Annotated in this window: 24 protein-coding genes; 11 read left to right on the forward strand and 13 right to left on the reverse strand. The window is 66.1% G+C overall.

All coding sequences use genetic code 11. The annotated features are described in order from the left end of the window. Positions 1 to 20: 20 nt before the first annotated feature. Together KAK09_RS11195 and KAK09_RS11200 are read right to left on the reverse strand one after the other, a co-directional pair. Positions 21 to 2,543 (reverse strand): ABC transporter permease, encoded by a 2,523-nt coding sequence (locus KAK09_RS11195; RefSeq protein WP_210879025.1) that lies wholly within the window; start codon positions 2,541 to 2,543, stop codon positions 21 to 23. Further along, positions 2,540 to 3,223 (reverse strand): ABC transporter ATP-binding protein, encoded by a 684-nt coding sequence (locus tag KAK09_RS11200; RefSeq protein ID WP_210879026.1) that lies wholly within the window; start codon positions 3,221 to 3,223, stop codon positions 2,540 to 2,542. The genes KAK09_RS11195 and KAK09_RS11200 overlap by 4 nt, the downstream gene beginning before the upstream one ends. Between KAK09_RS11200 and KAK09_RS11205 the strand changes: the two genes are divergently transcribed. Beyond that, positions 3,222 to 3,902 (forward strand): arylesterase, encoded by a 681-nt coding sequence (locus tag KAK09_RS11205; protein ID WP_210879027.1) that lies wholly within the window; start codon positions 3,222 to 3,224, stop codon positions 3,900 to 3,902. The two genes, KAK09_RS11200 and KAK09_RS11205, sit on opposite strands and share 2 nt — an antisense overlap. A 46-nt stretch (positions 3,903 to 3,948) precedes the next feature. On the opposite strand, the gene KAK09_RS11210 is transcribed toward KAK09_RS11205, so the two are convergent. The 3 genes from KAK09_RS11210 to KAK09_RS11220 form a co-directional block, all read right to left on the reverse strand. After that, positions 3,949 to 4,155, reverse strand: coding sequence for a cold-shock protein (locus KAK09_RS11210; protein WP_210879028.1), 207 nt, complete (start codon positions 4,153 to 4,155; stop codon positions 3,949 to 3,951). A 177-nt stretch (positions 4,156 to 4,332) separates the two neighbouring features. Further along, complete coding sequence (locus KAK09_RS11215) at positions 4,333 to 4,899, reverse strand: L,D-transpeptidase (protein ID WP_210879029.1); 567 nt, start codon at positions 4,897 to 4,899, stop codon at positions 4,333 to 4,335. Positions 4,900 to 5,200: 301 nt separating this feature from the next. Further along, positions 5,201 to 6,418 carry a multidrug effflux MFS transporter gene (locus tag KAK09_RS11220; protein ID WP_210879030.1) on the reverse strand — a complete coding sequence of 406 codons (1,218 nt, stop codon included), beginning with the start codon at positions 6,416 to 6,418 and terminating at the stop codon, positions 5,201 to 5,203. Between the two features lie 192 nt (positions 6,419 to 6,610). Here KAK09_RS11220 and KAK09_RS11225 point away from each other — a divergent pair, with 192 nt between their 5' ends. The 5 genes from KAK09_RS11225 to KAK09_RS11245 all read left to right on the forward strand — a co-directional run bounded on the left by KAK09_RS11225 (position 6,611) and on the right by KAK09_RS11245 (position 9,791). Then, positions 6,611 to 8,143 carry an acyl-CoA carboxylase subunit beta gene (locus KAK09_RS11225; protein ID WP_210879031.1) on the forward strand — a complete coding sequence of 511 codons (1,533 nt, stop codon included), beginning with the start codon at positions 6,611 to 6,613 and terminating at the stop codon, positions 8,141 to 8,143. Between the two features lie 113 nt (positions 8,144 to 8,256). Beyond that, the gene (locus tag KAK09_RS11230) at positions 8,257 to 8,592 is read left to right on the forward strand and encodes a hypothetical protein (RefSeq protein ID WP_210879032.1); all 336 of its coding nucleotides are present in this window, start codon (positions 8,257 to 8,259) and stop codon (positions 8,590 to 8,592) included. Beyond that, positions 8,589 to 8,981 carry a DUF6497 family protein gene (locus KAK09_RS11235; RefSeq protein ID WP_210879033.1) on the forward strand — a complete coding sequence of 131 codons (393 nt, stop codon included), beginning with the start codon at positions 8,589 to 8,591 and terminating at the stop codon, positions 8,979 to 8,981. The genes KAK09_RS11230 and KAK09_RS11235 overlap by 4 nt, the downstream gene beginning before the upstream one ends. Positions 8,982 to 9,206: 225 nt before the next feature. Further along, complete coding sequence (locus KAK09_RS11240) at positions 9,207 to 9,344, forward strand: hypothetical protein (RefSeq protein ID WP_210879034.1); 138 nt, start codon at positions 9,207 to 9,209, stop codon at positions 9,342 to 9,344. An 87-nt stretch (positions 9,345 to 9,431) separates the two neighbouring features. Next, on the forward strand, positions 9,432 to 9,791 hold the full coding sequence (locus KAK09_RS11245; protein ID WP_210879035.1) for a hypothetical protein: 360 nt from the start codon (positions 9,432 to 9,434) through the stop codon (positions 9,789 to 9,791). Between the two features lie 290 nt (positions 9,792 to 10,081). Here KAK09_RS11245 and KAK09_RS11250 read toward each other — a convergent pair whose 3' ends face one another. After that, positions 10,082 to 11,341, reverse strand: a complete 1,260-nt coding sequence (locus tag KAK09_RS11250) for a DcaP family trimeric outer membrane transporter (RefSeq protein ID WP_210879036.1) — start codon at positions 11,339 to 11,341, stop codon at positions 10,082 to 10,084. A 245-nt stretch (positions 11,342 to 11,586) separates the two neighbouring features. Here KAK09_RS11250 and KAK09_RS11255 point away from each other — a divergent pair, with 245 nt between their 5' ends. Further along, positions 11,587 to 13,632, forward strand: coding sequence for an acetyl-CoA carboxylase biotin carboxylase subunit (locus KAK09_RS11255; RefSeq protein WP_210879037.1), 2,046 nt, complete (start codon positions 11,587 to 11,589; stop codon positions 13,630 to 13,632). A 4-nt stretch (positions 13,633 to 13,636) separates the two neighbouring features. Next, complete coding sequence (locus tag KAK09_RS11260) at positions 13,637 to 14,152, forward strand: hypothetical protein (protein ID WP_210879038.1); 516 nt, start codon at positions 13,637 to 13,639, stop codon at positions 14,150 to 14,152. 11 nt (positions 14,153 to 14,163) lie between these two features. On the opposite strand, the gene KAK09_RS11265 is transcribed toward KAK09_RS11260, so the two are convergent. Continuing rightward, the gene (locus tag KAK09_RS11265; RefSeq protein WP_210879039.1) at positions 14,164 to 14,613 is read right to left on the reverse strand and encodes a DUF4174 domain-containing protein; all 450 of its coding nucleotides are present in this window, start codon (positions 14,611 to 14,613) and stop codon (positions 14,164 to 14,166) included. Positions 14,614 to 14,782: 169 nt separating this feature from the next. Between KAK09_RS11265 and KAK09_RS11270 the strand changes: the two genes are divergently transcribed. Both KAK09_RS11270 and scpA read left to right on the forward strand, forming a co-directional pair. Then, a complete protein-coding gene (locus KAK09_RS11270) occupies positions 14,783 to 15,712 on the forward strand; it encodes a hypothetical protein (protein WP_210879040.1) in 930 nt (309 codons plus the stop codon). Continuing rightward, positions 15,684 to 17,813: a methylmalonyl-CoA mutase gene (gene scpA / locus KAK09_RS11275; protein ID WP_210879041.1), complete on the forward strand. Its 2,130-nt coding sequence runs from the start codon at positions 15,684 to 15,686 to the stop codon at positions 17,811 to 17,813. The genes KAK09_RS11270 and scpA overlap by 29 nt, the downstream gene beginning before the upstream one ends. 30 nt (positions 17,814 to 17,843) lie before the next feature. On the opposite strand, the gene KAK09_RS11280 is transcribed toward scpA, so the two are convergent. From KAK09_RS11280 to KAK09_RS11305, 6 genes are all read right to left on the reverse strand, one after another. Continuing rightward, on the reverse strand, positions 17,844 to 19,076 hold the full coding sequence (locus KAK09_RS11280) for a mandelate racemase/muconate lactonizing enzyme family protein (protein ID WP_210879042.1): 1,233 nt from the start codon (positions 19,074 to 19,076) through the stop codon (positions 17,844 to 17,846). Between the two features lie 92 nt (positions 19,077 to 19,168). After that, positions 19,169 to 20,254 carry a zinc-binding dehydrogenase gene (locus KAK09_RS11285; RefSeq protein WP_210879043.1) on the reverse strand — a complete coding sequence of 362 codons (1,086 nt, stop codon included), beginning with the start codon at positions 20,252 to 20,254 and terminating at the stop codon, positions 19,169 to 19,171. 63 nt (positions 20,255 to 20,317) lie between these two features. After that, a complete protein-coding gene (pcaD, locus tag KAK09_RS11290; RefSeq protein ID WP_210879044.1) occupies positions 20,318 to 21,118 on the reverse strand; it encodes a 3-oxoadipate enol-lactonase in 801 nt (266 codons plus the stop codon). A 3-nt stretch (positions 21,119 to 21,121) separates the two neighbouring features. Beyond that, complete coding sequence (locus tag KAK09_RS11295; RefSeq protein ID WP_210879045.1) at positions 21,122 to 22,096, reverse strand: threonine ammonia-lyase; 975 nt, start codon at positions 22,094 to 22,096, stop codon at positions 21,122 to 21,124. After that, on the reverse strand, positions 22,093 to 22,926 hold the full coding sequence (locus KAK09_RS11300; RefSeq protein ID WP_210879046.1) for an alpha/beta fold hydrolase: 834 nt from the start codon (positions 22,924 to 22,926) through the stop codon (positions 22,093 to 22,095). The genes KAK09_RS11295 and KAK09_RS11300 overlap by 4 nt, the downstream gene beginning before the upstream one ends. After that, a complete protein-coding gene (locus tag KAK09_RS11305; protein WP_210879047.1) occupies positions 22,926 to 23,612 on the reverse strand; it encodes a haloacid dehalogenase type II in 687 nt (228 codons plus the stop codon). The genes KAK09_RS11300 and KAK09_RS11305 overlap by 1 nt, the downstream gene beginning before the upstream one ends. Before the next feature lie 350 nt (positions 23,613 to 23,962). Between KAK09_RS11305 and KAK09_RS11310 the strand changes: the two genes are divergently transcribed. Then, positions 23,963 to 24,391: an FKBP-type peptidyl-prolyl cis-trans isomerase gene (locus KAK09_RS11310; protein WP_210879048.1), complete on the forward strand. Its 429-nt coding sequence runs from the start codon at positions 23,963 to 23,965 to the stop codon at positions 24,389 to 24,391. The last annotated feature ends 99 nt before the right edge of the window (positions 24,392 to 24,490 follow it).

Below are 24,490 nucleotides of genomic sequence, written 5' to 3' on the forward strand. Positions count from 1 at the left end.
TTTGACGAACAGTGAACCGGCTATTCGCGGCCCCGCAGCACGCGGGCGGGGCGGGTTGCGAGTGGCGCGATGGCATAGGCGAGTCCGGCGAGAAGCGTGACGGCTATGCCGCCCGCAACGATGGCGAGCGCGGAGGGCCAGATCACCACAAAGGGCGTGTCCATCACGAAATGGCTGACCGCCCAGCCCCCGGCAATCCCTGCGCCGAGTGCGACCAGCCCGGCCACGGCCCCGAGGAGGAGGGCGCGCAGCGCAAGCCCCCAGAGGATGCGGGCGCGCGTGGCGCCCAGAACCTTGAGGATCGCGGCCTCGTAGCTGCGGGCGCGTTGGTCGGCGGCTGCGGCCCCGATCAGCACCAGGAACCCGGTCAGAAGCGTGACCGAGGCCCCCCAGGAGGTGGCCGAGGCGAGGCTGGCGAGAAGGTCGCTCACGCGCAGAAGCGCGTCGCGCACACTGATGGCGGTGATATTGGCGTGGCGGTCGGTGACATCGCGCAGGATCGCCTCTTCGGCCCCGGGGCTGTCGGCATAGACGGTGGCGATGAAGGTATGCGGCGCGCCTGCCAGCGCCGAGGGGTTCATCAACATGACGAAGCCCATGCCGACGCTGGAGAAATCCACCTCGCGCAGCGAGGTGATCGGCGCGGTGAGATCGCGCCCGAGGATGTTGACGGTGATTGCGTCGCCAAGAGAGAGCCCGATTTCTGCCGCCTCTTCGGCGGAAAAGCTGATCTGGGGCGGGCCGTCATAGCCCTCGCCCCACCATGTGCCCTCGGTGATCTCGGTGCGGGCGGGGAGCGCGCCTGCGTAGCTCACGGCGCGGTCGCCCTCGACCACCCAATGACCGGGGGCGACCTCGCGCGCGGGGCGGTCATTGATGCGGGTGATGAAGCCGCGCAGCATCGGTGCATGATCGACGCGGCTTACCTCCGGGTCGGTGGCGAGGCGGTCGAGAAACCATGGAATCTGTTCTTTTTGCAGATCGACGAAGAAGAAGGAGGGCGCGCGTTCGGGCAGGTCGCCCGCGATGGCGCGGCGCAGGTTGCCGTCGATCTGTCCCACGGCGGCAAGCACCGAGAGGCCGAGGCCGAGCGAGAGCATGACCGGGCCTGCCGTGCTGCCGGGGCCGCCGATGGCGCCGAGTGCCCAGCCCAGCGCGGGCTGCCCCCTGAGGCGAGGGCGGAGCGCACGGGCGGCGCGGGTGATGCCGAGCGCGGCGAGGGTGAGGAACGCGAGCGCCCCGAGGATGCCGGCCGCCGTCCAGAGCGTGAGCCTGAGATTGCCGGAAAAGACTGCCGCCGCGCCGATAAGCAGCGCGAGCAGCGCAAGCGTGAGGACGACCCAGGGCCAGCCCGGCCAGCCGTGGCGCGCGCCTGCCGCCTCGCGGTAAAGCGCGGCGGCACGGACCTCGCGGGCGCGGGCGAGCGGCCAGAGAGTGAAGATGAGCACGCTCAGAACCGAGTAGAGCGTAGCCTCGATCATCGGCGCGGGGTAAGGGGCGAAGACCGCCGGAACGGGCAGGCGGGCCGAGATGAGCGGCCCGAGCGCCACCGGCAGGCCCACGCCGAGGAGCAGCCCGCCGAGGATACCGAGGAGCGCAAGCAGACCCACCTGAAGGAAATAGGTCAGGAAGATCGTGCGCTGATCGGCGCCGAGCGTGCGCAGCGTGGCGATGACCTGCACCTTGGTGGCGAGATAGGCGCGCAGCGCCGCCGAGATGCCGACCCCGCCGACAGCGAGGCCCGAGAGGCCCACGAGTACGAGGAAGGCCCCCAGCCGGGTGACGAATTCGGCGACGCGCGGGCTGGCGTTGCGGGCGTCGTTCCAGCGCGCGCCGGTGCCGTCAAGCGCGGCCTCGGCACGGGCGGCGAGCGCGTCGAGATCGCTGGCTTGCGGCAGGGTCAGACGGTAGCGCGAGGTGAAAAGCGAGCCGGGGGCGAGCAGGCCCGACCCGTCAAGCGCCGTGCGTGCCACGATCGAGCGCGGCCCGAGGCCGAAGCCCGCGCGCGAGGGGTCCGGCTCGCGGGTTATCAGCGCCATCAGGCGAAAGCCTTGCTCGCCGAGGCGGAACGTCTCTCCCGGCGCGATGCCGAGGCGGTTGGCGAGCACCGGCTCGATCACCGCGCCGGGAAGGCCGTCCGCCCCGGCCAGCGCCGTGGCCAGCGGCATGTCAGGCGTGAGTCCGACGGCGCCGACAAGGGGATAGGACGCATCCACCGCCTTGACCTGTGTGAGTTCGCGCCGCCCGTCTCCGGATACGGCCATGGAGCGGAAATCGGCGATCTCCGAGACGCGGGTGGCATGCGCCTCCATCCAGTCACGTTCGGTTTCGGTGGCGAAACGGTAGGTGAATTCAATCTCGGCATCGCCGCCCAGAAGCTCGGCCCCCTGGGTGGCCAGCCCCGCGCGCACGCTTTCTCGCAGGGTGCCGACGGCGGCGATGGCGGCGACGCCAAGGATCACGCAGCCCAGAAAGATGCGAAAACCCCTCAGCCCCCCGCGCAATTCGCGCCGTGCAAGCCGTGCCGCGATCCTCAGGCTCATGCCGCCGCCGCCGTTTCGATCCGCCCGTCGCGCAACGCGATCACCCGGTCGCAGCGCGCCGCAAGCACGGGATCGTGGGTGACAAGCACCAGTGTCGCGCCGTGCCGGTCGCGCAGTCCGAAGAGCAGATCGACGATGGCTGCGCCGGTGGCGCTGTCGAGATTGCCCGTGGGCTCGTCGGCGAGGATGAGCGCGGGGCGCGGGGCGGCGGCGCGGGCGAGCGCCACGCGCTGCTGTTCGCCACCCGAAAGCTGCGAAGGGTAATGGTTCGCGCGGGTGGCCAGCCCCACAGCCTCCAGTTCCTCCAGCGCGCGGGTGCGGGCATCGGGGCGACCGGCAAGCTCAAGCGGGGTTGCGACGTTTTCAAGCGCGGTCATGGTCGGGATGAGGTGGAAGGACTGGAACACCACGCCGACATGCGCACGCCTGAGCCGCGCGAGCGCATCCTCGTTCATCGCGCCGAGATCCTGGCCCATGGCGCGCACCGTGCCGCCCGTCGCGCGCTCCAGCCCGCCCATGAGCATCAAGAGCGAGGATTTGCCGGAACCCGAGGGGCCGACAAGCCCGACCGTCTCGCCGCTGTGGACATCGAGCGTGATCCCGTGAAGTATCTCGATGAGACCGGCATTGCCCTCAAGCGCAAGACGCGCATCATTGAGGGACAAAAGGGGAGAGCTCATGGATTTGCGCCTGTTTTGCATCGGTTTTCGGACATATGGGGCCGCCCGCTGGCTGGGCAAGGTGGTGGCATGTTTTCTGTGGCTTGTCAGCCCTGCGATGGCAGGGGAGAAGGTTACGGTGCTGGCGCTCGGGGACAGCCTGACACAGGGTTACGGGCTGCCGAAGGAGGCGGGATTCGTGCCGCAGCTGCGCGGCTGGCTGGCGGCGCGGGGCATCGCGGCGGATGTGATCAATGGCGGCGTCTCGGGCGATACCACGGCGGGCGGTGCGGCGCGGGTGGCCTGGAGCCTGACCCCCGAGGTGGACGCGATGATCGTGGCGCTTGGCGGCAATGATCTCTTGCGAGGGATCGACCCGGCGGAAAGCCGCCGCAATATCGCGACCATTCTGGAGGAAGCGGCAGCACGAGAGGTGCGGGTTCTGCTCGTGGGGCTGCGCGCGCCGGGCAATTACGGGGCAGAGTACAAGACGGCGTTCGACGCGATCTTCCCCGAGCTTGCCACGGCGCATGGCGCGCTTTATGCGCCGGACTTCTTCGAGGGGTTGGGAGAGGGCGATCCGGCGGTGCTTCAGCCGTATTTTCAACCCGACCGCATCCATCCCAATGCCGAAGGCGTGGCGCGGATTGTCGAGAGTCTGGGGCCGCATGTTGTGGAACTCATCGAGGGGGCCCAATGAAAACGGGCCCCGAAAGGGGCCCGGTTCCGGCATATCGGATCGATGATCAGGCGAGCGAAAGATTGCTTGCCGACTGGCGGCCATCACGGCCTGCCTCGATGTCGAAATTCACCTTCTGGTTATCAGCGAGGCCGGTGAGGCCGGCGCGCTCGACTGCCGAGATGTGAACGAAAACGTCCTTGCCGCCGCCATCAGGCGCGATAAAGCCGAAGCCTTTGGTGGTGTTGAACCATTTTACGGTGCCAGATGCCATAGCTCTGAACTCCTCTAGATATGCTGCCCGCGGAAGTGCGGCAGCCCGGCCCGTCAAGTTAGATCGAGTGACTGAGCCGTAGGAGGACAGAGAGTCGATAGCTTTAACGTTAGCGAAAACAATATGGAGCCTGCGCGCGCCAAACACAAGGGCAGATCGTGCGCGGGCATGTTGATTTCAAAGAACGGTGACGACGGTGCCGATCGGAACGCGCTCGTAGAGGTCCTGCACATGCTCGTTGATCATGCGGATGCAGCCGTTGGAAACCGAGCGCCCGATGGATTGCGGCTCGGTCGTGCCGTGGATGCGGTAATAGGTGTCGCGTCCGTTCTGGAACAGGTAAAGCGCGCGCGAACCGAGCGGATTGTCGCGTCCGCCGGGCTGCACATAATCATTGTCGATGAACCTGGCATAGGCGCGGGGGTCGCGGGCGATCATCTCGTTGGTGGGCCGCCATGTGGGCCATTTCTTCTTGACGTCGATGGTGGCGGTGCCGGTGAATTCCAGCCCCGCGCGCCCCACGCCCACGCCATAGCGGCGGGCTTCGCCGGGGGCGGTGACGAAGTAGAGGAAATGCGCGCGCGGCACGACGACGAGGTGGCCGGGCCCGTAGGCCCCGGCAAAGCGCACGTCCTGCGGTAAGAATTTGGGGTCGAGGGCAAAGGCACGGGCGCGGGTTGGGGTCAGCGACGGTGCGGCCAGCGCGGCGACGCCGGTGATGACAAAGGAACGACGATGAATCATTGTGTTGGCCTCCGAAAGTCCTTGGTCTCGATTAAAGATGCCGATGGTCGGGTGCGAAAATCAAAACGCGGTGAGAGCACGGTGAAAATCCGCAAGTGTGGCCTTTTCGCTCAGATTGCGGCCCAGTCGGTAAAGCGGAAGGGCAGTGGTCGGCGATGCCAGGGGGGGCGGGGAAAGCGCGGGTCGGTCTTGCGGCGGGACATGGTGTGGCTCCTTTCTGTGGCTGTTCTCCCGAGGTGGGGGCTTGCTGCGGGAAGGGCCAGAGGAGCTGCAGCTTATGTGAGAGAGCGTGAGATTTCCGTCACTCCATGCGCAGTCGCCGTTCGCGGTGGATCACCAGCAGGATCGTCACCACCCCGGCCACCCCGGTGAGAAACATCAGCCACAAAAGCGGGAAGGCGCCGCTGCCCGGCGTGAGCAGCAGCCCCGCGAGTGCCGAGAGCGCCGCGCCAAGCCCGATCATGAGCGCGCCCGAAAGGCCGCTTGCCGTGCCCGCGAGGTCTGGCCGGATCGAGAGCGCGCCGGCGGTCGCGTTGGGAATGACCATGCCGTTGCCAAGCCCCATGAGCGCCATCAGACCAAAAAAGCTGAGCGGTGTGCCGAGGCCGAGATGAAAGACCGAGAGGTTCAGGCCGATGCCGCCCGCGTTGAAGAGCGCCCCCCAGAGCACCATCCGGTTGACGCCGATGCGTGTGGAAAACCGCCCCGAAGCGAAATTGCCGAGAAAATAGCCGATGGCGGGCGCGCCAAAATAGAGACCGAGCGCCGCAGGCGTCATCCCGAAGACCTGATCACCCACGAAGGGCGCGCCGCCAAGATAGGCGAAGAACGAGCCTGACGACAGACCCGCCGCCAGCGCATAGCCCCAGAAGCGGTAGGAGGTCAGCAGCGCCGGGTAATCGCGGAATTGCTGTATCAGCGTGCGCCCCGAAAGCGGCGCGGTTTCTCCCAGATCGCGCCAGCATAGCCAGAAAAGCCCCGCGCCCAGCACGAAAAGCGCCCAGAAATTCGCCTGCCAACCGAAGATCTCGTCAAGAATCCCGCCAAAGGCCGGGCCGATCATCGGCACCACCGCCATGCCCATGGTCACATAGCCGATCATCGAGGCGGCGCGGTCCTGCGGAACCATGTCGCGCACGATGGCGCGGGAAAGCACCATCGCTACCACGATGCTCGCCTGCAACATTCGGAAGACGAGGAAAGTGGTCACATCGGGGGCGAAAAGACAGCCCAACGTAGCCACAAGAAACAGCCCCACCCCCCAGAGCACCACCGGGCGACGCCCCCAGCGGTCCGAGAGTGGCCCCATCAGCAGTTGCAGCCCGGCATTGACCGCCAGATAGAGTGCCACCGAAAGCTGGATCAGGCGATACTCGGTGTCGAAATGCGCCACCATCCCCGGCAGCGAGGGCAGGAATATGTTCATTGCGAGCGCCGAAAGCCCTGCCATGAGGATCAGCGTTGCAATATGTGGCGGGGTGGTGCGGTCGAAAAAACGGACCGGGCCTTCGGGTGTCATGGATCATGGCTAGGCGCGGTGCGGTGCAATGTCCAGACGTGCGGGCACAAGAGCGGGTTGTTCCGTCGATGTGTTTGCGGGTTTACAAATTTTCAAAATATAGTTTCCAATTTTTTGCAAATTTGCGGAAATCTGTTTGGTTACTTGCCTTCGCCGCCCTATGGTGCGCGCCACAGATGCTAGGGGAGCGCCATGAAAGACATCCTTCAGGAACTCGAGAACCGCCGTGCCGACGCGCGGCTTGGCGGGGGCGCCGCGCGCATCGAGGCGCAGCACAAGCGCGGCAAGCTGACCGCGCGCGAGCGCATCGAGCTTTTGCTCGACGAGGGCAGTTTTGAAGAGTTCGACATGTTCAAGGCGCATCGCTGCACCGATTTCGGCATGGAGCAGAGCCGCCCCTATGGTGACGGGGTGGTGACCGGGTGGGGCACCATCAACGGCCGCATGGTCTATGTCTTTTCGCAGGATTTCACCGTGTTCGGCGGCTCTCTGTCGGAAACCCATGCCGAGAAGATCTGCAAGATCATGGATATGGCGGTGCAGAACGGCGCGCCGGTGATCGGCATCAACGATTCGGGAGGCGCGCGCATCCAGGAGGGCGTGGCGAGCCTGGCAGGCTATGCCGAGGTTTTTCAGCGCAATATCATGGCCTCTGGTGTCGTGCCGCAAATCTCGCTGATTATGGGGCCCTGCGCGGGCGGCGCAGTCTATTCGCCCGCGATGACCGATTTCATCTTCATGGTGCGCGACAGTTCCTACATGTTCGTGACCGGCCCAGATGTGGTCAAGACCGTCACCAACGAGGTTGTCACGGCCGAGGAGTTGGGCGGGGCCTCGACACATACGAAGAAATCAAGCGTGGCCGATGGCGCATTTGAAAACGATGTAGAGGCGCTGGCCGAGGTGCGTCGGCTGGTGGACTTCCTGCCGCTGAGCAACCGCGAGAAGCCGCCCGTGCGCCCTTTCTTCGACCAGCCCGGGCGCGTCGAGCCGAGCCTTGATACCCTTATCCCCGACAATCCCAACACGCCCTATGACATGAAGGAACTGATCCTCAAGGTCGCGGACGAGGGGGATTTCTTCGAGATCCAGGAGGATTTTGCCAAGAATATCATCACCGGCTTTATCCGGCTTGAGGGTCAGACCGTAGGGGTCGTGGCCAATCAGCCGATGGTGCTGGCGGGCTGTCTGGATATCGACTCGAGCCGAAAGGCCGCGCGCTTCGTGCGGTTCTGCGATGCGTTCGAGATTCCGATCCTGACTTTCGTCGATGTGCCAGGCTTCCTGCCCGGAACGGGCCAGGAATATGGCGGCGTGATCAAGCATGGCGCAAAGCTGCTCTTTGCCTATGGCGAGGCGACGGTGCCGAAGGTCACGGTGATCACCCGCAAGGCCTATGGCGGCGCCTATGACGTCATGGCCTCCAAGCATCTGCGCGGCGATTTCAACTATGCCTGGCCTACGGCGGAAATCGCGGTGATGGGCGCGAAGGGCGCGACCGAGATCATCTATCGCGCCGATCTGGGCGATGCAGACAAGATCGCGGCGCACACGAAGAGCTACGAGGGCCGCTTTGCCAATCCCTTCGTTGCCGCCGAGCGGGGCTTTATCGACGAGGTGATCCAGCCGCGCTCGACCCGGTTGCGGGTAAGCCGGGCTTTTGCCTCCTTGCGCAACAAGAAGTTGACCAACCCCTGGAAGAAGCACGACAACATTCCGCTCTGAGCGGTCAGGGCGGATCGGGGAACAGCCCGTCGCCTTTGTCGCTGTCTCCGATGGCGCGGCACTGGCGACCCCCGGAGTATTTCGGGCAAGATGAAACCGGAGGCTGCACGAGGATGGGTCGCGACCGATGGCATGTGATCGAGGAGGATGGGGCGCTGACGCTGGCGCGACGGCTGCCCGTGCGGTTCGATCTGGCCGCCGAGACGGTGCTTGCCGGGGCGGTCGGGCGGCGCAGGCTGGCGCATCTGGTTCGGCAGGACCTGTGGCGCATGCTGAGGCATCTCCGAGGCTTTGCGCCCGCAGTGCGTGTGCGGCGCGTCGGGCACGGGGTGCATGTTGTGGCGGGCGGGGCCGTTCCGGGGCGCGTGCCGCCCTTGGCCGCGACGCGGATCGCCGACATGCTGGCCGATCCCGGTCTTCGGGCACGCTGGATGGGGCAGGCGCGATGAGGGGGGCCGCGCTCGTGCCCGCTCTTGTGCTTGGCCTTGCAGCCGCAGCGCAGGAGGAGGCGCTGCGGCTGCCCTCGGGGCTTGCCGCGCGGCTTTTCGAGGTGCTGACCGACCGGCCCGAGGGGGGCGGTCTGATCTACCGGTTCCGCTATGTGGCCGCGGGGTTTGATGCGGGACCCGAGCAGCTTGAGTGGCTCGACGCGGACCTGAGCTGGCTTTGCGAGAACCATGTGCTGCCGCGGATCTCGAATATCGGGCCGCAGCCGGGGCTGGTGGTAATCTCGCTGGCGGATCGCGAGGCGGATTTCGGGGTCTATGATCCTGATGTGACACAGGTTTTCGAGGCCTATCGCCCAAAGGGCGGGGCCTGTATGCAGGAGATGTTCTGAGATGGGCGCACAGGGTTTTGTCGCGGGCGGGCCCGAGCCGGGGGTGGGTGCGGCTTTGCGGACACATTTCCGCGCGATCATGCATTCAATATGTTCAAATCGCTCGATTTCCGCTAGCGTTGATCAAGGTCGCACCAAAGCGACCTTTACCTCGCCAACCTGGCGGGCCAAGGCATTGTGCCTGCGCGCGCCGCTTATCGAAGATACGAGAGACAGGAGATCTACATGTCCAAGACCCTCAAGAGCATTCTCGCCCTGGGCTTTATCGCCGTCGTCGCCGCTTGTGCGCAGCCGGCAGAAGAAGAATTCGTCGTGGTCGAGCCGGTCACGACCGAACCGGTCCAGACCGGAAAGTACAAGTAAGCCCTTTGGGCTTGGCGCGAGGCGGGTGCTAGCGCCCGCCTCGCTGCTCGATACAGCGCCGCGCCTCTGTCATCCGGGAGGTGCAGCATGCTGAAGCATCGCGGTTTTCCCGGTCGTCTGCCGGGGACTGACTTTCAGTTCACGATTCGCAGGGCCAACCCCAAGGGGGTCACGCCTCTCGTCGCGCGAGAGAGGTATCGCGATCGAAAGCCCATCGACCGACGCGCCGACAAGGAATTCCTTCGCGCGATCTGGGAGTGTTTCGGAGATCAGCCCTTTGAGCGCGGCAACCTCGATGCCGGACGGCTGAGCTGGTTGTTCGGGCGCGAGGTGAAGCCCGCGCAAGAGCCGTTCGACCCTGAAAGCTATGAGGCGCTGCTGGTGCTCGATGTCGAGTCTGCGCGCGCTTCCTTTCCCGAGATCTTTGGCGACGAGGCCCCCCGGTGAGCAATCCGGTCGCCTTTCGTCGGCGCGTTTCCGCGCAAGGCGCTGCCCGATGCGCGGGACCTTGCCGAGGCGTGACCGCGCGGGTGCCATGGCTTGGCAGGGGGTATCGCGCATGCAACCCTGAGGCGTGGAGCGGCGGCCCTTCCCCCAGAGGTCTGTCCCGTTACCCTTCCCCTCTCGGGCGGTTCGGTTACCGGACACCGGCCGCCCGGTTTTTTCCGCTGAGGGATGTGTCGGCTTGGCGGCCGGAGTGTGCGGGGCGCACCTTGCAGGCGCGCCCCGGCAGGGTGTCAGAAGCTGAACTGGACAGAACCCTGGAGCCGGGTCGCGTCGGCACTGCGGCCATTCGCAAGCTCGCGCTCGACCCAGCTGACTTCGGCGCCGACCGTCACGCGTTTGGCCGGTTTCCAGAACAGCGTGGCATGCACGGTCTGAAGCTCTTCGGTATCGGTGGCAAAGAAGGTGTCATCGACCTTGTAGTAGCCATAGGCCAGGCCGAGGTTGACCTTTTCGGTGAGCTGATGGGTGATCTGCCCGCCGAAGCCAAACGCCTCGATCGTGTCGAGGTTGCCATTCTGGTCGATGAACCCGTCCTGCCCCGGCCCGTCGATGATGTAGCGGCCCACCCCGTCGCCATAGGTGAACGAGCCGACAAGGCGCCCGCCCTCCCAGAGCGGCGTGCCCGCCGCAAGGTTGATGCCCCAGCCGATCTCGTCGTCACCGCCCAGACCCGAGGGCGCATCGAGAAAGCGCAGCACGGCTGCACCCTTCAGGATGGTTTCGCCGAATTTGTAGGTGGCGGCCGCCACGAGATCGGGCGCGCTGTCGAAATCCGAGTTGAAGCCCGAGAAGGTGCCCGGAATGCTTTGCCCGATATTCTGGACGTTGAAGCCCATCCCGTCCGACACCATCCCGCGGCCCGAGAATTCGGAGTTTTCGAGCGCGAGGTCGATCTTGAGGTTCGGGGTCGCGTTGAACGTGTAGCGCAACTGTGCCTGCCGGATGAAGGGCAGGCCGGTCGGACCCTGGAAATCGACCGTGTTGGGATAAACCTCGATCGGCATGAAGGTGGACCATGTCTGGCCCGCCGTCCATCCGTTCCACTGCCCATAGGCATGGCGCAGGCGCGGCTCGTTCGAGTTGGACAACACCTGATTGTTGGCGGTGCCGAAAAAGTCGATCTCGAAGAACGTGATCAGCGGGCCGCGTTCCGTCTGGGTTTCGGACTTGAAGTTGAACCGCGTTTGCCGCGCATGTGCCCGGAACCCGCCATCGTCCCTTGCGTCGGGATTGAGGCCCAGAACGTTGGTGGTATCGCCCATACCCTGGTCGACGTCGAAGATCAGGTCGAGCTTGGTATAGCCGCCGAAGGTCAGTGTCGTGCCGGGGGCGACGTTGACATGACCGCGACCTTCCAGCTTTTCCAGACGATCGGTCAATTCGCGCACCTGGTCGCGCAGGTCCGATTCACTTTGTGCGAGCGCCGGACTGGCATGGCCAAGGCCGATCACTGCCGCGGCCCCGAGCAGGGCCGGTATTCCTCGTTTCATTGGGTCTCTCCTCACGATAGTGCTGCTGTTGACGGGCATCGGTTCCGGAGAGTGGCCTCCGCATGTGCCCATGCGCAGACTGGCAGGGCTTTCGATCACGCGGGCATCACGAGGCCGTGCTGCACGAATATTTGTAAGCGCTTGATTAAAAAGTGTTTTCACACATTCGTCACAAAAACTCTCAATCCTGTGATCCCGGACCCGGTGGTCCGGGGGCACGGTGCCCAGGAAAGGAAACCTGTCTGATGTTCAAGAAGATCCTGATCGCCAACCGGGGCGAGATCGCCTGCCGCGTTATCAAGACCGCCCGCAAGATGGGCATCGCCACGGTGGCGATTCATTCGGATGCCGACCGTCATGCGCTGCATGTGCAGATGGCCGACGAGGCGGTGCATATCGGTCCGTCGCCTGCGTCCGAGAGCTATATCGTGATCGACAAGGTGATGGCCGCAATCCGCGAGACCGGCGCCGAGGCGGTGCATCCGGGCTATGGTTTTCTTTCGGAGAACCCGCGCTTTGCCAAGGCGCTGGAGGCCGAAGGCGTGGCGTTCGTCGGCCCGCCGGTGGGGGCGATCGAAGCCATGGGCGACAAGATCACCTCGAAGAAGATCGCACAGGAGGCCGGGGTCAGCACTGTGCCGGGCTATATGGGCCTGATCGCCGATGCCGATGAGGCGGTGAAAATATCGGGAGAGATCGGCTATCCGGTGATGATCAAGGCCAGCGCCGGCGGCGGCGGCAAGGGGATGCGCATCGCCTGGAACGACGAGGAGGCGCGCGAGGGGTTCCAGTCGTCAAAGAACGAGGCGGCCAGCAGTTTCGGCGATGACCGCATCTTCATCGAGAAATTCGTGACGCAACCCCGTCATATCGAGATTCAGGTGCTGTGCGATACCCATGGCAACGGCGTCTATCTGGGCGAGCGCGAATGCTCGATCCAGCGTCGCAACCAGAAGGTGATCGAAGAGGCGCCGAGCCCGTTTCTGGATGAGGCCACCCGCCGCGCCATGGGCGAGCAGGCCGTGGCATTGGCCCATGCGGTCGGCTATGCGAGCGCGGGCACGGTGGAATTCATCGTCGATGGCGCGCGGAATTTCTACTTTCTCGAGATGAACACACGCCTTCAGGTGGAGCATCCGGTGACCGAACTCATCACCGGGGTGGACCTTGTGGAACAGATGATCCGCGTGGCGGCGGGCGAGAAGCTGTCCTTTGCCCAGGACGACGTGACACTGACCGGCTGGGCGATGGAAAGCCGCCTTTATGCCGAAGATCCCTATCGCGGCTTCCTGCCCTCGATCGGGCGGCTTACCCGTTATCGCCCGCCTGCCGAAGTGGCCGCCGGGCCGTTGCTGGATACCGGCAAATGGCAGGGCGATGCACCCGCCGGGGACGGGGCCGTGCGCAACGATACCGGTGTTTACGAGGGCGGCGAAATCTCGATGTATTACGATCCGATGATTGCCAAGCTCTGCACCTGGGGGCAGGATCGCGCGGCGGCCATCGAGGGGATGCGCGTGGCGCTCGACGCTTTCGAGGTGGAGGGGATCGGCCATAACCTGCCGTTCCTGAGCGCGGTGATGGACCATCCCAAATTCGTCGCGGGCGACATGACCACGGCCTTCATCGCGGAAGAATATCCCGAAGGGTTCGAGGGCGTGACCCTGCCCGAGGACATGCTGCGCCGCATCGCTGCCGCCTCGGCCGCGATGCACCGGGTGGCGGAAATCCGACGCACGCGGGTTTCGGGGCGGATGGACAACCACGAACGCCACGTCGGCGAGGACTGGGTGGTGACCCTTCAGGGCGAGAGCTATCCGGTGACCATCGCCGCCGACCGCGACGGCTCGACCATCCGGTTCGCGGACGGGACCGGGATGCGGGTGACGAGTGACTGGACGCCGGGGGATCAACTGGCGCGGCTTGACGTTGACGGCACGCCGCTTGTTCTCAAGGTCGGCAAGATCCCGGGCGGGTTCCGCATCCGCGCGCGCGGGGCCGATCTCAAGGTGCATGTGCGCACACCGCGTCAGGCGGAACTGGCGGCGTTAATGCCCGAGAAACTTGCCGCTGATACATCGAAACTGCTGCTCTGCCCGATGCCGGGGTTGATCGTGAAGATCAATGTCGAGGAGGGGCAGGAGGTTCAGGAGGGGCAGGCGCTCTGCACCGTGGAGGCGATGAAGATGGAAAACATCCTGCGCGCCGAGCGCAAGGGCGTGGTGGCCAGGATCAACGCGGGTCCGGGCGACAGCCTTGCCGTGGACGATGTGATCATGGAGTTCGAGTGAGGGGATGACCGCCCTGCAGCGCCATATCCGCCCCCTTGGCGCGGTGCTGTGTCTGGCGGCGCTTGCGGCCTGTGCGCGTGACAGCGAGGCGGCGCAGCGCGGCCGGCTGGCGACCTGGGTGTCGCTGGGACAGACCCTGTCGTTCTCGGCGCGGCGGGATTGTGCCGTGGGGGTCTATGCCGTGGTGACGGGGGCCGTGAAGGCGGCGCTGCCGCTCACCGACAGCGCGCCCGCGATGCGCCGCGCGCTTGAGGCGCGGGGGGTGGCGGCGCTGGCGTTGGCGGGGCAGGGGGGCGATGCCGCGCTTCTGGCGATCACCAATCACGACCGCGCCACCGGCATGGCGATGCGGCGCGCCGCGCTTGAGGCGCGCGCCTGCATGGACCAGGCGGCCGAGGGGCGGTTTCGCGGCGCGCTCGACACCCCCGGCACGATCGTGGGCTGGGATGCGGGCACGCGGTCGCTCATGCTGATGCGGCCCGACGAGGGCTGGCTCATGCTGGTTCAGGGAGAGGGCTGAGCGATGCTGGATCAGCTGCGCCCCGGTCGCCCCTCGCGCAATTCCTGCTGGCGCACCGGCAGCTTGTCGATGGTGCGGGTGATCTCGCGCACCTGCCATGGCGTGGGCTTGCGCAGATGGATCACCCCGTCCTTGCCGATGAGCACAAGGCCGAAGCCGCGCGGGCGCAGTCTCTGGCGGATATCGGAGCGTGCGCCGGGATCGGTGTCGGTGATCACCACCACGTCACGTTCGTCAAGCACGGTGAAACGCTCCGTCAAATACCCCATCTGCTCGATGAATCGCGGGTCGGCTGGCGTGTCGGCAAACACGACCAGCGGGCGCTTGAGCCAGAGAAAATCGCTCAAATTGATATCATCCGCCGGGAAAATAATCGGCTTGGCGATTTTTTCGGAATCCTCCCCCGCCGATATGGCAGAGGCGGTAAAGGCAAGCAAAACAAGGGTAAAGACGTGTTTCATGGGCTCTCCTGCTGGCACAGATATAGGCGGGTCTGGCGCAATTGCGAAGCCTGAATGGGGCACGCGTGAAAATTCCTTGCGGTTAATCCCGCGCTCAGACCTGTCTGGCAGGCTGAGCCGTGAGGCCATGCGCCATCGGGGCGCGGCTGGGCAAGGGGCACGTGAGGCCATGGAGATCATCCTGCATCTGGGGGCGCACAGGACCGCGACCACGAGTTTTCAGCATTACGCGCGTGCGAACGCGGCGGCGCTTGCGTCACAGGGCGTTGGCGTCTGGGGGCCCGAGGTCACGCGCGACGGGGTGCTCTCTGGGGTGATCCCGGTGAAGGGCGCGCAAGGCCCCTCTGCGCAGATGGCGCGCGCGCGCGGGCGCCTTGCCCTGCGCCTTGAGGGGGCGCGCGTGGCGGGTCTTACGCGGCTTGTCGTCAGTGACGAGAACATGATCGGTGCGCCGCGACGGTGCCTGCGCGCGGCGCGGCTTTATCCCGGTGTCGGCGAGCGTCTGGCGCGTATTTTCCATGCCTTCGACGGACGGATCACATGCGCGGTGCTCTCCATCCGGGAGTTGGACGCGTGGTGGGAATCGGTTCTGGCCTATGCGGTCGCGCGGGGCCATCGTTTGCCGGGAGCGGGCGATCTCGACCGGCTCGTGACGGGCGGGCGGCGCTGGCGCGAGGTGATCTCGGATGTCGCCTGTGCGCTGCCGGACGTCGATCTGGTGATCCTGCCGCATGAACATTATGCCAGCCGCCCCGAGACGCGCCTGGCCGCAATGACCGGAATTGATGTGCCACGCCGCGCGGCGCGGGTCTGGTTGGGCCGCGCGCCTGATCTGGCGTCGCTGCGCCACGCCGTCGCGCAGCGTGGCGGCGAAGCAAGCCACCTGCCGGGCGAGGGGCGCTGGCAGCCCTTCGATGCCGCGCAGCGCGCGGCACTCCGGGAATCCTACGCCGATGATCTGTTCTGGCTTGCCGCCGGGGCCGACGGATTGGCGCGACTGGCCGAGGAAACCGGGCCGGATCAGGCGGGGAGACATCCGCCGACCGCCCAGACGACAAGAGGACAAGACCATGACATCGAAACACGACATCTGGCGTGAGCTGGCCGCAAAGGAGATGAAGGGCCGTTCGCCCGACGATCTCACCTGGCACACGCTCGAGGGCATTCCGGTGCGCCCGCTCTATACCGAAGAGGACGTGGCGGACCTGCCGCATATGGGCACGCTGCCGGGTACCGCGCCCTTTACACGTGGCGTCAAGGCCACGATGTATGCGGGCCGCCCGTGGACCATCCGGCAATATGCCGGGTTCTCGACGGCGGAGGAATCGAACGCCTTTTACCGCCGCAACCTTGCCGCCGGGCAACAGGGCGTGTCCGTGGCCTTCGATCTTGCCACGCATCGCGGTTACGACAGCGATCATCCCCGCGTCGAGGGGGACGTGGGCAAGGCGGGCGTGGCGATTGACAGCGTCGAGGATATGAAAATCCTCTTTGACGGCATTCCGCTCGACAAGGTTTCGGTCAGCATGACCATGAACGGCGCGGTGATCCCGGTGCTGGCCTCCTTCATCGTCGCGGGCGAGGAGCAGGGGCATGACAAGGCGCTGCTGTCGGGCACCATCCAGAACGACATTCTCAAGGAGTTCATGGTCCGCAACACCTATATCTATCCGCCCAAGCCTTCGATGCGGATCGTGTCGGACATTATCGCCTACACAGCCCAGCACATGCCGAAATTCAACTCGATCTCGATTTCGGGCTATCACATGCAGGAGGCGGGCGCGAACCTTGTGCAGGAACTGGCCTATACGCTGGCCGACGGGCGCGAATATGTGCGCGCGGCCATCGCGGCGGGGATGGATGTGGACAGTTTCGCGCCGCGCCTGTCGTTCTTCTTCGCCATCGGCATGAATTTCTTCATGGAGGCCGCCAAGTTGCGTGCCGCACGTCTGCTGTGGCACCGGATCATGACAGAATTCGGTGCGAAGGACGAGAAATCCAAGATGTTGCGCACCCATTGCCAGACCAGCGGCGTGAGTTTGCAGGAGCAGGATCCCTATAACAACGTGATCCGAACCGCCTATGAGGCGATGAGCGCGGTTCTGGGGGGCACGCAGTCGCTCCATACCAACGCGCTCGACGAGGCGATCGCGCTGCCCACGGATTTCTCGGCCCGGATCGCGCGCAACACGCAGTTGATCCTGCAGGAGGAAACCGGCGTGACCCGCGTGGTCGATCCCTTGGCGGGCTCCTATTACGTCGAAAGCCTGACCCATGAGTTGGCCGAGAAGGCCTGGGCGCTCATCGAGGAGGTCGAGGAAATGGGCGGCATGACCAAGGCCGTCGAGAGCGGGATGCCCAAGCTCCGGATCGAGGAGACGGCGGCGACGCGGCAGGCGTTGATCGACCGGGGCGAGGAAGTGATCGTGGGCGTCAACAAGTATCGCAAGGACAAGGAAGACCCGATCGACATTCTCGATGTCGATAACGTCAAGGTGCGCGAGGCGCAGATCGCCCGGCTGGAACGCATCCGCGCCACGCGCGACGCGGCGGCCTGCGCGGCGGCGCTGGACGAGTTGACACGCCGCGCGCGCGAGGGTGGCAATCTTCTGGAGGCGGCCGTTGATGCCGCGCGCGCCCGCGCCACGGTAGGGGAAATCAGCATGGCACTGGAAAAGGAGTTTGGGCGGCACCGGGCCGAGGTGAAAACCCTCGCGGGCGTCTATGGTGCGGCCTATGAGGGCGACGCGGAGTTTGCTGCGATCCAGAAGGATGTGGAGGCCTTTGCCGAGGAAGAAGGCCGCCGCCCCCGTATGCTCGTCGTCAAGATGGGGCAGGACGGGCACGACCGGGGCGCCAAGGTGATCGCCACGGCCTTTGCCGATATCGGCTTTGACGTGGATGTGGGGCCGCTCTTCCAGACGCCCGAGGAGGCGGCGCAGGATGCCATCGACAATGATGTGCATGTGGTGGGCATCTCATCCCAGGCGGCGGGGCACAAGACGCTGGCGCCCAAGCTCATCGCCGCGCTGGCCGAGCGGGACGCGGGCGATATCCTTGTGATCTGCGGCGGGGTGATCCCGCAGCAGGATTACGATTTCCTGAAAAAGGCGGGGGTGAAGGCGATCTTCGGCCCCGGCACCAACATCCCCGAGGCGGCGCGCGATATCCTTGCGCTGATCCGGGCGGCGCGGGGCTGAGGGCTGGCGGCGGGGGCAACCCCGCCGCCTTTAACGTTCACGCACCGGCGCGCCCCCGGCGAAGCTGTTGCCGTTGACGTAATCGCAAGGCGCCTCCTGCATCTGAAGGTGCAGGCCGTCGCCGGTATAGGGATGCGCGCGGGCCAGGGTCTCGTCCACCTCGATGCCCAGGCCGGGGGCATCCGGCGGGGTAATGAAGCCGTCCTCGACCCGGATACCGCCCCGGATGAGCGCGTCGTGGAAGGGGGTCTCGATGGTCTCGGTCATCAGGATATTGGGGATCGAGGCCGCCAGATGCACATTCGCTGCCCATTCGACAGGACCGGCATAGAGGTGGGGGGCGAGTTGCGCGCCATGGGCTTCGGCGATGGCGGCGATTTTCTTGGCTTCCCAGATGCCACCCGACCGGCCAAGCGCCGGTTGCAGGATTTCGGCGGCCCCCGCGCGCAGCACGGCGGCAAACTCGGCCTTGGTGGTGAGCCGTTCTCCGGTGGCCACGGGGATACGCACAGCACGCGCCACGCGGGACATTTCTTCAATGTTATCAGGGGGTATTGGCTCTTCATACCAGAGCGGCGAGAAGGGTTCCAACGCCTGCCCAAGGCGGATGGCACCGGCGGCGGTGAACTGCCCGTGGGTGCCGAACAGAAGGTCGGCACGGTCGCCCACCACCTCTTGGATGGCGTGGCAGAAGGCGACCGAGACCGAGATATCGGCCATGGCCGGCATGTGCCCGCCGCGGATCGTGTAGGGGCCGGCGGGATCGAATTTTATTGCGGTGTATCCGCGATTTACGCAATCCAGCGCGCTTTCGGCGGCCATCTCGGGGGAGGTCCAGAAAGTGGTCAGATCATGGTGCGGCAGGGGGTAGAGATAGGTATAGGCGCGGATGCGGTCGTTCATCCGGCCCCCGAGCAGCGCCCAGACCGGCCGCCCGCGCGCCTTGCCCAGGATGTCCCAACAGGCGATTTCCAGCCCGGAGAAGGCTCCCATGACCGTCAGGTCCGGTCGTCCGGTGAAGCCCGCGGAATAGGCGCGGCGGAACATCAGTTCGATATTCTCGGGGTTTTCACCCGCCATATGGCGCGAAAATACATCCTCGATCACGGCCCGCATCGCCTTTGGCCCGACCGAGGAGGCATAGCATTCGCCCCAGCCGGTGATCCCGTCATCGGTGGTGAGCTTGACCAGAATCCAGTAGCGCCCGCCCCATCCCGGCGCGGGCGGGGCGGTCACGATGATGTCGAGATCGGTCAGTTTCATGGCTCTCCCCTTCGCGCGTTGCGCCTGTGACGAGGAGGGACGGGGGCTCTGCCCCCGGACCCCCGGGATATTTGGGGCCAGAAGAAGCCCCCTCAGCCGAACACGATCACGTTGCGCCGCGCGGCGCCGGATTTCGTGTCGGCGATGGCCTCGTTGATCTGATCGAGCGACCAGCGGCCCGAGATCAGTTCGTCAAGCTTGAGCCGCCCCTGTCCATAGAGATCGATCATCCACGGGATGTCGCGGCGGATCACCGTCTCACCCATCTTGGAGCCGATCATCGCCTGACCGGCGGCGGCGAAATTGCCAGCCTCATAGCGGCTTTCGGCCCCCGAATGGGGCATTCCGACCATGATCATCTTGCCGCCACCCGCAAGGTAGCGCGGCGCCTCGTCATAGGCGCGCGCGGCACCCACGGTGACGAAGACCGCATCGGCCCCGCGCCCCATTGCCGCCTTGGCCGCGCGCCAGGGCATCTCTTGGGTGGCGAGCACGCCGTCGGTTGCGCCGAACTCGCGTGCCACGGCGAGTTTTTCCTCGCTCATGTCCACCGCCACGATGCGGCGCGCGCCGGCGATGCGCGCGCCCTGGATGGCGTTGAGGCCGACGCCGCCCGCGCCGATCACCACCACGTCCTGTCCCGCGCGCAGCCCTGCCGCGTTGACCACGGCACCCACGCCGGTGATCACCCCGCAGGCCAGCAATGAGGCGGCGGCCATGTCGATGCCTTCGGGGATCTTCACCACCTGGCTGTGATGCACGGTGACGGCCTCGGCGAAGGCCCCGCAGGCCATGGCCTGATGCAGCTTGCCGCCATCCGGCATGGAGAGCGGCCCGTGATCGCCGTCATAGGGCGTCTCGCAGCCCGTGGGCCGCCCGCCCGCGCAGGGCGCGCATTGCCCGCAGGCGCGGATGAGCGTGACCACGACCGGATCGCCCACGGCCAGACCGGTGACGCCGGGGCCAAGGCCGCGCACGCGGCCTGCGGCCTCGTGGCCATAGAGCGCCGGGAGCGAGCCGCCCCATCCACCCTCGGCATAGGTGATGTCCGAATGGCAGATCGCCACCGCGTCGAGCGTGATTTCGACTTCGTCTGGCCCGGGTGCGCGCAAGGACACGTCTTCGATGGAGAGCGGAGCGCCGAATTCGTGGCAGACGGCGGCCTTGATGGTTCGCATGAATTTTCCCCTCATTTTTTCACAGGAGAGAGGGATTCGCCGCCGCCCGCAAGTCCGTTTGCGTCACCGCCGACGAATATGGCCAGTGGCGGAGATAAATTCCGATAGGCAGTCGGCATAGGCTTCGGGCGCGTCTACCGGAGGCACATGGCCGGTGCCGCGCAGCAGGCGGAACTGCGAGCCGGGGATGAGGTCTACCGTTTCGCGCACCAGATCGGGCGGGGTAGAGCCGTCTTCGGAGCCTGCGATGCCGAGGGTGGAGAGGCGCAGGCTGGCGGTGGTGGTGTAGAAATCGGTGCCTGCGATGGCGGCGGCGCAGCCGGCATAGCCTTCGGGGGAGTGGCCGGTCAGGTGGTCGAGCCAGGGCCGGTGATGGCCTGCGGCCACATAGGCGCGCGGGAACCAGCGGGTGCAGGAGGCGCGGGCGAGCGTTTCCATGCCGCCGGGGGCGCGCGCGGTGGCGATGCGGTCGGCCCAGATTTCGGGGGTGGCGATCTTGGCCCCGGTGTTCGACAGCACCAGTGCGCGGATGAGATCGGGGCGTTTCACCGCCAGCCCCTGCGCCACCATGCCCCCGATGGAGAGGCCCACGAACATGGCGTCGCGGACCTTGAGGTGATCCATCAGCCGTTCGGCGTCGCGGATGAGCGCGCCCATCGTGTAGGGGGCAGGCGGGGTGGAAGAGGCCCCGTGCCCGCGCGCGTCGTAACGGATGATGCGCAGCCCCGCGGGCAGGAGCGGCAGGATATTGTCCCAGAGATGCGTCCCGGTGCCGAGCGCATGGGCGAGCACGAGGGGCGCGCCTTCCGGGTCGCCGTCGTCAAGGTAATGCAGTGTCACATCGTCAAGCGCGAGATGGGGCATGGCTCACTCCAGAAGGCCGAGGGCGGTGCGGAAGGTGGCCGCGTCCACGTTGCCGCCAGAGATGGTGACGATGACCGCGTCGCCCTCGATCTCGTCGCCGTGGAAGAGGGCGGCGGCCAGTGCCACCGCACCACCCGGCTCTGCCACGAGTTTGAGCCGCTGGAAGGCGTGGGCCATGGCGCGTAGCGCCTCGTCCTCGCTCACGGTGATGCCGGGGCCGCAGAGGCGGGACATGATCGGAAAAGTGAGGTCGCCCGGTTGCGGCGTTATGATCGCGTCGCAGAGGCTGCCGGAAAGCCGGGTATTGCGTTGGATTTCACCGGAGGCGAGCGAGCGGGCGGTATCGTCGAAATCTTCGGGTTCCACGGGCCGCGCGCGCAGCCCCTTGGCCTCGGCCTCCAGCGCCAGCGCGATGCCCGAAGTGAGCCCGCCGCCGCCGCAGCAGACCAGCACATCGGCGGTCTCCAGCCCGAGCGCGCGTGCGTCCTCGGCGATCTCCAGCCCGACGGTGCCTTGGCCTGCGATGACCTGCGGCTCGTCGAAGGGCTTGATGAGGGTGAGGCCGCGCGCGGCGGACAGCGCCGCGCCGAGCGCGTCGCGGTCCTCATGCGCGCGGTCGTAGAGCGCCACCTCGGCGCCGAGGGCGCGGGTGTTGTCGATCTTGAGGCGGGGCGCGTCGGCGGGCATGATGATGACGCAAGGCACGCCGAATTGCTGCGCGGCCAGCGCTACGCCCTGCGCGTGGTTGCCGCTTGAGAAGGCGATGACGCCGCGCGCGCGCGTCTCGGGGTCGAGCGCGGAGACGGCAGAGCGGCCGCCGCGATACTTGAAGCTGCCGGTATGTTGCAGGCATTCGGGTTTGACGTAGACGTGCCGCCCGGCGATTTCGTCGAGGAAAGGGGAGGACAGGAGCGGCGTGCGCCGCGCGTGGCCGTCAAGACGGGCCTGCGCGGCGCGGATCATCGTGATGTCGGTCATGTTGTCCGTTCAAGAAGGGTGTGGATTGCGGCGAGGGCCTGCGGTTCGTCGAGGAAGGGGACGTGGCCCCTGTCGGGCACGGTTGCGGCGATGAGGTCGGGGTGGCGGGCCTTCATGGCGGTGAGGGTGGCCGTGTTCAAGAGGTCAGAGTTCGCGCCCCGGATCGCGGCGAGCGGCAGATCGCGCAGCGCGTCGAACATCAGCCACAGGTCGGGCACGTCTCCGGTGCCCGCCTGACCGATCAGCGCATCCCGCAGCCGCGCGTCATAGCGCAGCGCCAGCCCGCCGTCGGGTTTTTCGGCAAACATCGCCTCGGCCTGCGCGCGCCAGCGGGAGAGGGGCATGCCGGGGAAGCCGGTCTCGTGGATATGTTTGAGGGCGCTTGCGGCGGTGTCGAGATCGGGCAGGCCGGGTTCGCGGCCCACGTAATCCATGATCCGCTCCAGCCCCTCGGTGGCGACCTCGGGGCCGATATCGTTCAGCACCACGCCCGAGAGACGGCCGGGATGGGTGTGCGCCATGGCCATCGCCACCAGACCGCCGCGCGAGGTGCCGATGAGGGCCACGCGGTCAAGCCCGAGATGGTCAAGCAGCTCTACGGCGTCCTGCGCTTCGCGCAGGATGTTGTAGGACATGAAATCGGGGGCATGGTCCGATTGCCCGCGCCCGCGATAATCGAGCCGGATCACGCGATGACCGGGCAGATGCGGCAGCAGGAACTGGAAATCCGCGCTGTTGCGGGTGAGGCCCGCAAGGCAGAGGACGGGCGCGCCTGTGCCCTTGTCCTCGTAATGCAGCGAAAGGCCATCGGAGGTGGTAAAATGCGCCATCACGCGCCTGCCAGTGCCGGGATGCCGGTCAGGTCCGAGAGTTGCCTGTCGGGGGTGGCGGGCAGGCGATCCACCGGGTCGGCCGCACGGTTGACCCAAGCCGTCTGAAAGCCGTAACCGGCGGCGGCGCAGGCGTCCCAGCCGTTTGACGACACGAAGAGCACCTCCTCGGGGGCGCAGCCGAAGCGCTGGCCGACAAGGTCATAGACCACGCGGGCGGGCTTGTAGATGCCGACGCTTTCGACCGAGAGCACATCGTCGAGCAGATCGCCGATGCCCGCCGAGCGCACCGCGCCGTCAAGCATGTCGGGCGCGCCGTTCGAGAGGATCGCGGTCTGTTTGCCGGCCTTTTTGAGTGCCGCCAGCATGGCGGGCACCTCGGGGAAGGCGGCGAGTTCCCAGTAGAGTTGCAAGAGGCGCGCGCGCAACTCGGTATCGTCCTGAAGCCCTTCGGATTCGAGCGCCCAGTCGAGCCCGTCCTGCGTCACCTGCCAGAAACCGATATGCGCCCCCATCACCGCGCGCAGCCAGGTGTATTGAAGCTGTTTCAGCCGCCATTTCTCGGCGATGGCCGGCCAGTGGCGGGCGAAGGTTTCGCGCCCCGGTTCGGTGCTGGCCGCGCGCGCGGCGGCGGACACGTCGAAAAGCGTGCCGTAGGCGTCGAAAATGCAGGTGGTGATCGGCATGGCGTTTCCCCTCTCGCGTTTCGCGCGGAGACTGGCACGGATGGGGGGGAGGGGGAAGGGGGCTGGGCAATGTGGGGGCGCGGTCCTTGACCGTTATGTCCCGACCGGCGACACCGGTCAGCGCCCGCCTGTCCCCCGGCGGGCGCTTCAGACGTTGCAGACTGGTGCAACGATGGGATTCTGGCGATTGTGGTGCCGCTGGGATCGGCGCGCGAAGCGATGGTCGAGCGGCCCGCGGGGAGGTGTTTGCGAATCCGTCACAGCTCGATTAAGCTGTGTGTATCGCACAAGCACCCGTGCAGCGACGCGCGGCCTTGCAAACCCACCCCCCCCAAAGCACTGGACATCACATGACGCAGGTCAAACCGGGCGATACCGTCCGTATTCACTATACCGGCACGCTGTCTGACGGGCAGACATTCGATTCCTCCGAAGGGCGTGATCCGCTCGAATTCACCGTGGGATCAGGCCAGATCATTCCCGGCCTCGATGCCGCCATTCCCGGCATGAGCGTGGGCGAAAAGAAGACCGTCGCGGTCGTCGCCGACGACGCCTATGGCCAGCCTGATCCTGCCGCGCGCCAGACGGTGCCGCGCGTCGATATCCCGGCGGAAATTCCGCTCGATCTGGGCACGCAGTTGCAGGTGCAGACGCCGCAGGGGCAGGTCATGCCGGTGACTGTGGTCGAGGTGACCGAAGATCAGGTGGTGCTTGACGCCAATCACCCGCTGGCGGGGCACGACCTGACCTTTGCGATCGAACTGGTCGAGATCGCTTGAACGATGGCGCTTGAGCCGCTGCGCGCGCCGGGCTGTTGTGGTCCGGCGCATTGCATTTCGGATCGGGTGCGATAGGCTGGCACGATGCCGAGCCCGACG

Source organism: Roseovarius autotrophicus (genome assembly GCF_018069895.1).
Classification (GTDB): domain Bacteria; phylum Pseudomonadota; class Alphaproteobacteria; order Rhodobacterales; family Rhodobacteraceae; genus Roseovarius; species Roseovarius autotrophicus.

Coding starts and splice junctions, on each gene's coding strand:
- KAK09_RS11260 (WP_210879038.1), top strand. CDS start 13,637: ATGACCGCCCTGCAGCGCCATATCCGCCCCCTTGGCGCGGTGCTGTGT.
- scpA (WP_210879041.1), top strand. CDS start 15,684: ATGACATCGAAACACGACATCTGGCGTGAGCTGGCCGCAAAGGAGATG.
- KAK09_RS11195 (WP_210879025.1), bottom strand. CDS start 2,543: ATGAGCCTGAGGATCGCGGCACGGCTTGCACGGCGCGAATTGCGCGGG.
- KAK09_RS11305 (WP_210879047.1), bottom strand. CDS start 23,612: ATGCCGATCACCACCTGCATTTTCGACGCCTACGGCACGCTTTTCGAC.
- KAK09_RS11280 (WP_210879042.1), bottom strand. CDS start 19,076: ATGAAACTGACCGATCTCGACATCATCGTGACCGCCCCGCCCGCGCCG.
- KAK09_RS11310 (WP_210879048.1), top strand. CDS start 23,963: ATGACGCAGGTCAAACCGGGCGATACCGTCCGTATTCACTATACCGGC.
- KAK09_RS11230 (WP_210879032.1), top strand. CDS start 8,257: ATGGGTCGCGACCGATGGCATGTGATCGAGGAGGATGGGGCGCTGACG.
- KAK09_RS11240 (WP_210879034.1), top strand. CDS start 9,207: ATGTCCAAGACCCTCAAGAGCATTCTCGCCCTGGGCTTTATCGCCGTC.
- KAK09_RS11220 (WP_210879030.1), bottom strand. CDS start 6,418: ATGACACCCGAAGGCCCGGTCCGTTTTTTCGACCGCACCACCCCGCCA.
- KAK09_RS11205 (WP_210879027.1), top strand. CDS start 3,222: ATGGATTTGCGCCTGTTTTGCATCGGTTTTCGGACATATGGGGCCGCC.
- KAK09_RS11270 (WP_210879040.1), top strand. CDS start 14,783: ATGGAGATCATCCTGCATCTGGGGGCGCACAGGACCGCGACCACGAGT.
- pcaD (WP_210879044.1), bottom strand. CDS start 21,118: ATGCCCCATCTCGCGCTTGACGATGTGACACTGCATTACCTTGACGAC.
- KAK09_RS11265 (WP_210879039.1), bottom strand. CDS start 14,613: ATGAAACACGTCTTTACCCTTGTTTTGCTTGCCTTTACCGCCTCTGCC.
- KAK09_RS11255 (WP_210879037.1), top strand. CDS start 11,587: ATGTTCAAGAAGATCCTGATCGCCAACCGGGGCGAGATCGCCTGCCGC.
- KAK09_RS11210 (WP_210879028.1), bottom strand. CDS start 4,155: ATGGCATCTGGCACCGTAAAATGGTTCAACACCACCAAAGGCTTCGGC.
- KAK09_RS11250 (WP_210879036.1), bottom strand. CDS start 11,341: ATGAAACGAGGAATACCGGCCCTGCTCGGGGCCGCGGCAGTGATCGGC.
- KAK09_RS11215 (WP_210879029.1), bottom strand. CDS start 4,899: ATGATTCATCGTCGTTCCTTTGTCATCACCGGCGTCGCCGCGCTGGCC.
- KAK09_RS11300 (WP_210879046.1), bottom strand. CDS start 22,926: ATGGCGCATTTTACCACCTCCGATGGCCTTTCGCTGCATTACGAGGAC.
- KAK09_RS11225 (WP_210879031.1), top strand. CDS start 6,611: ATGAAAGACATCCTTCAGGAACTCGAGAACCGCCGTGCCGACGCGCGG.
- KAK09_RS11200 (WP_210879026.1), bottom strand. CDS start 3,223: ATGAGCTCTCCCCTTTTGTCCCTCAATGATGCGCGTCTTGCGCTTGAG.
- KAK09_RS11235 (WP_210879033.1), top strand. CDS start 8,589: ATGAGGGGGGCCGCGCTCGTGCCCGCTCTTGTGCTTGGCCTTGCAGCC.
- KAK09_RS11285 (WP_210879043.1), bottom strand. CDS start 20,254: ATGCGAACCATCAAGGCCGCCGTCTGCCACGAATTCGGCGCTCCGCTC.
- KAK09_RS11295 (WP_210879045.1), bottom strand. CDS start 22,096: ATGACCGACATCACGATGATCCGCGCCGCGCAGGCCCGTCTTGACGGC.
- KAK09_RS11245 (WP_210879035.1), top strand. CDS start 9,432: ATGCTGAAGCATCGCGGTTTTCCCGGTCGTCTGCCGGGGACTGACTTT.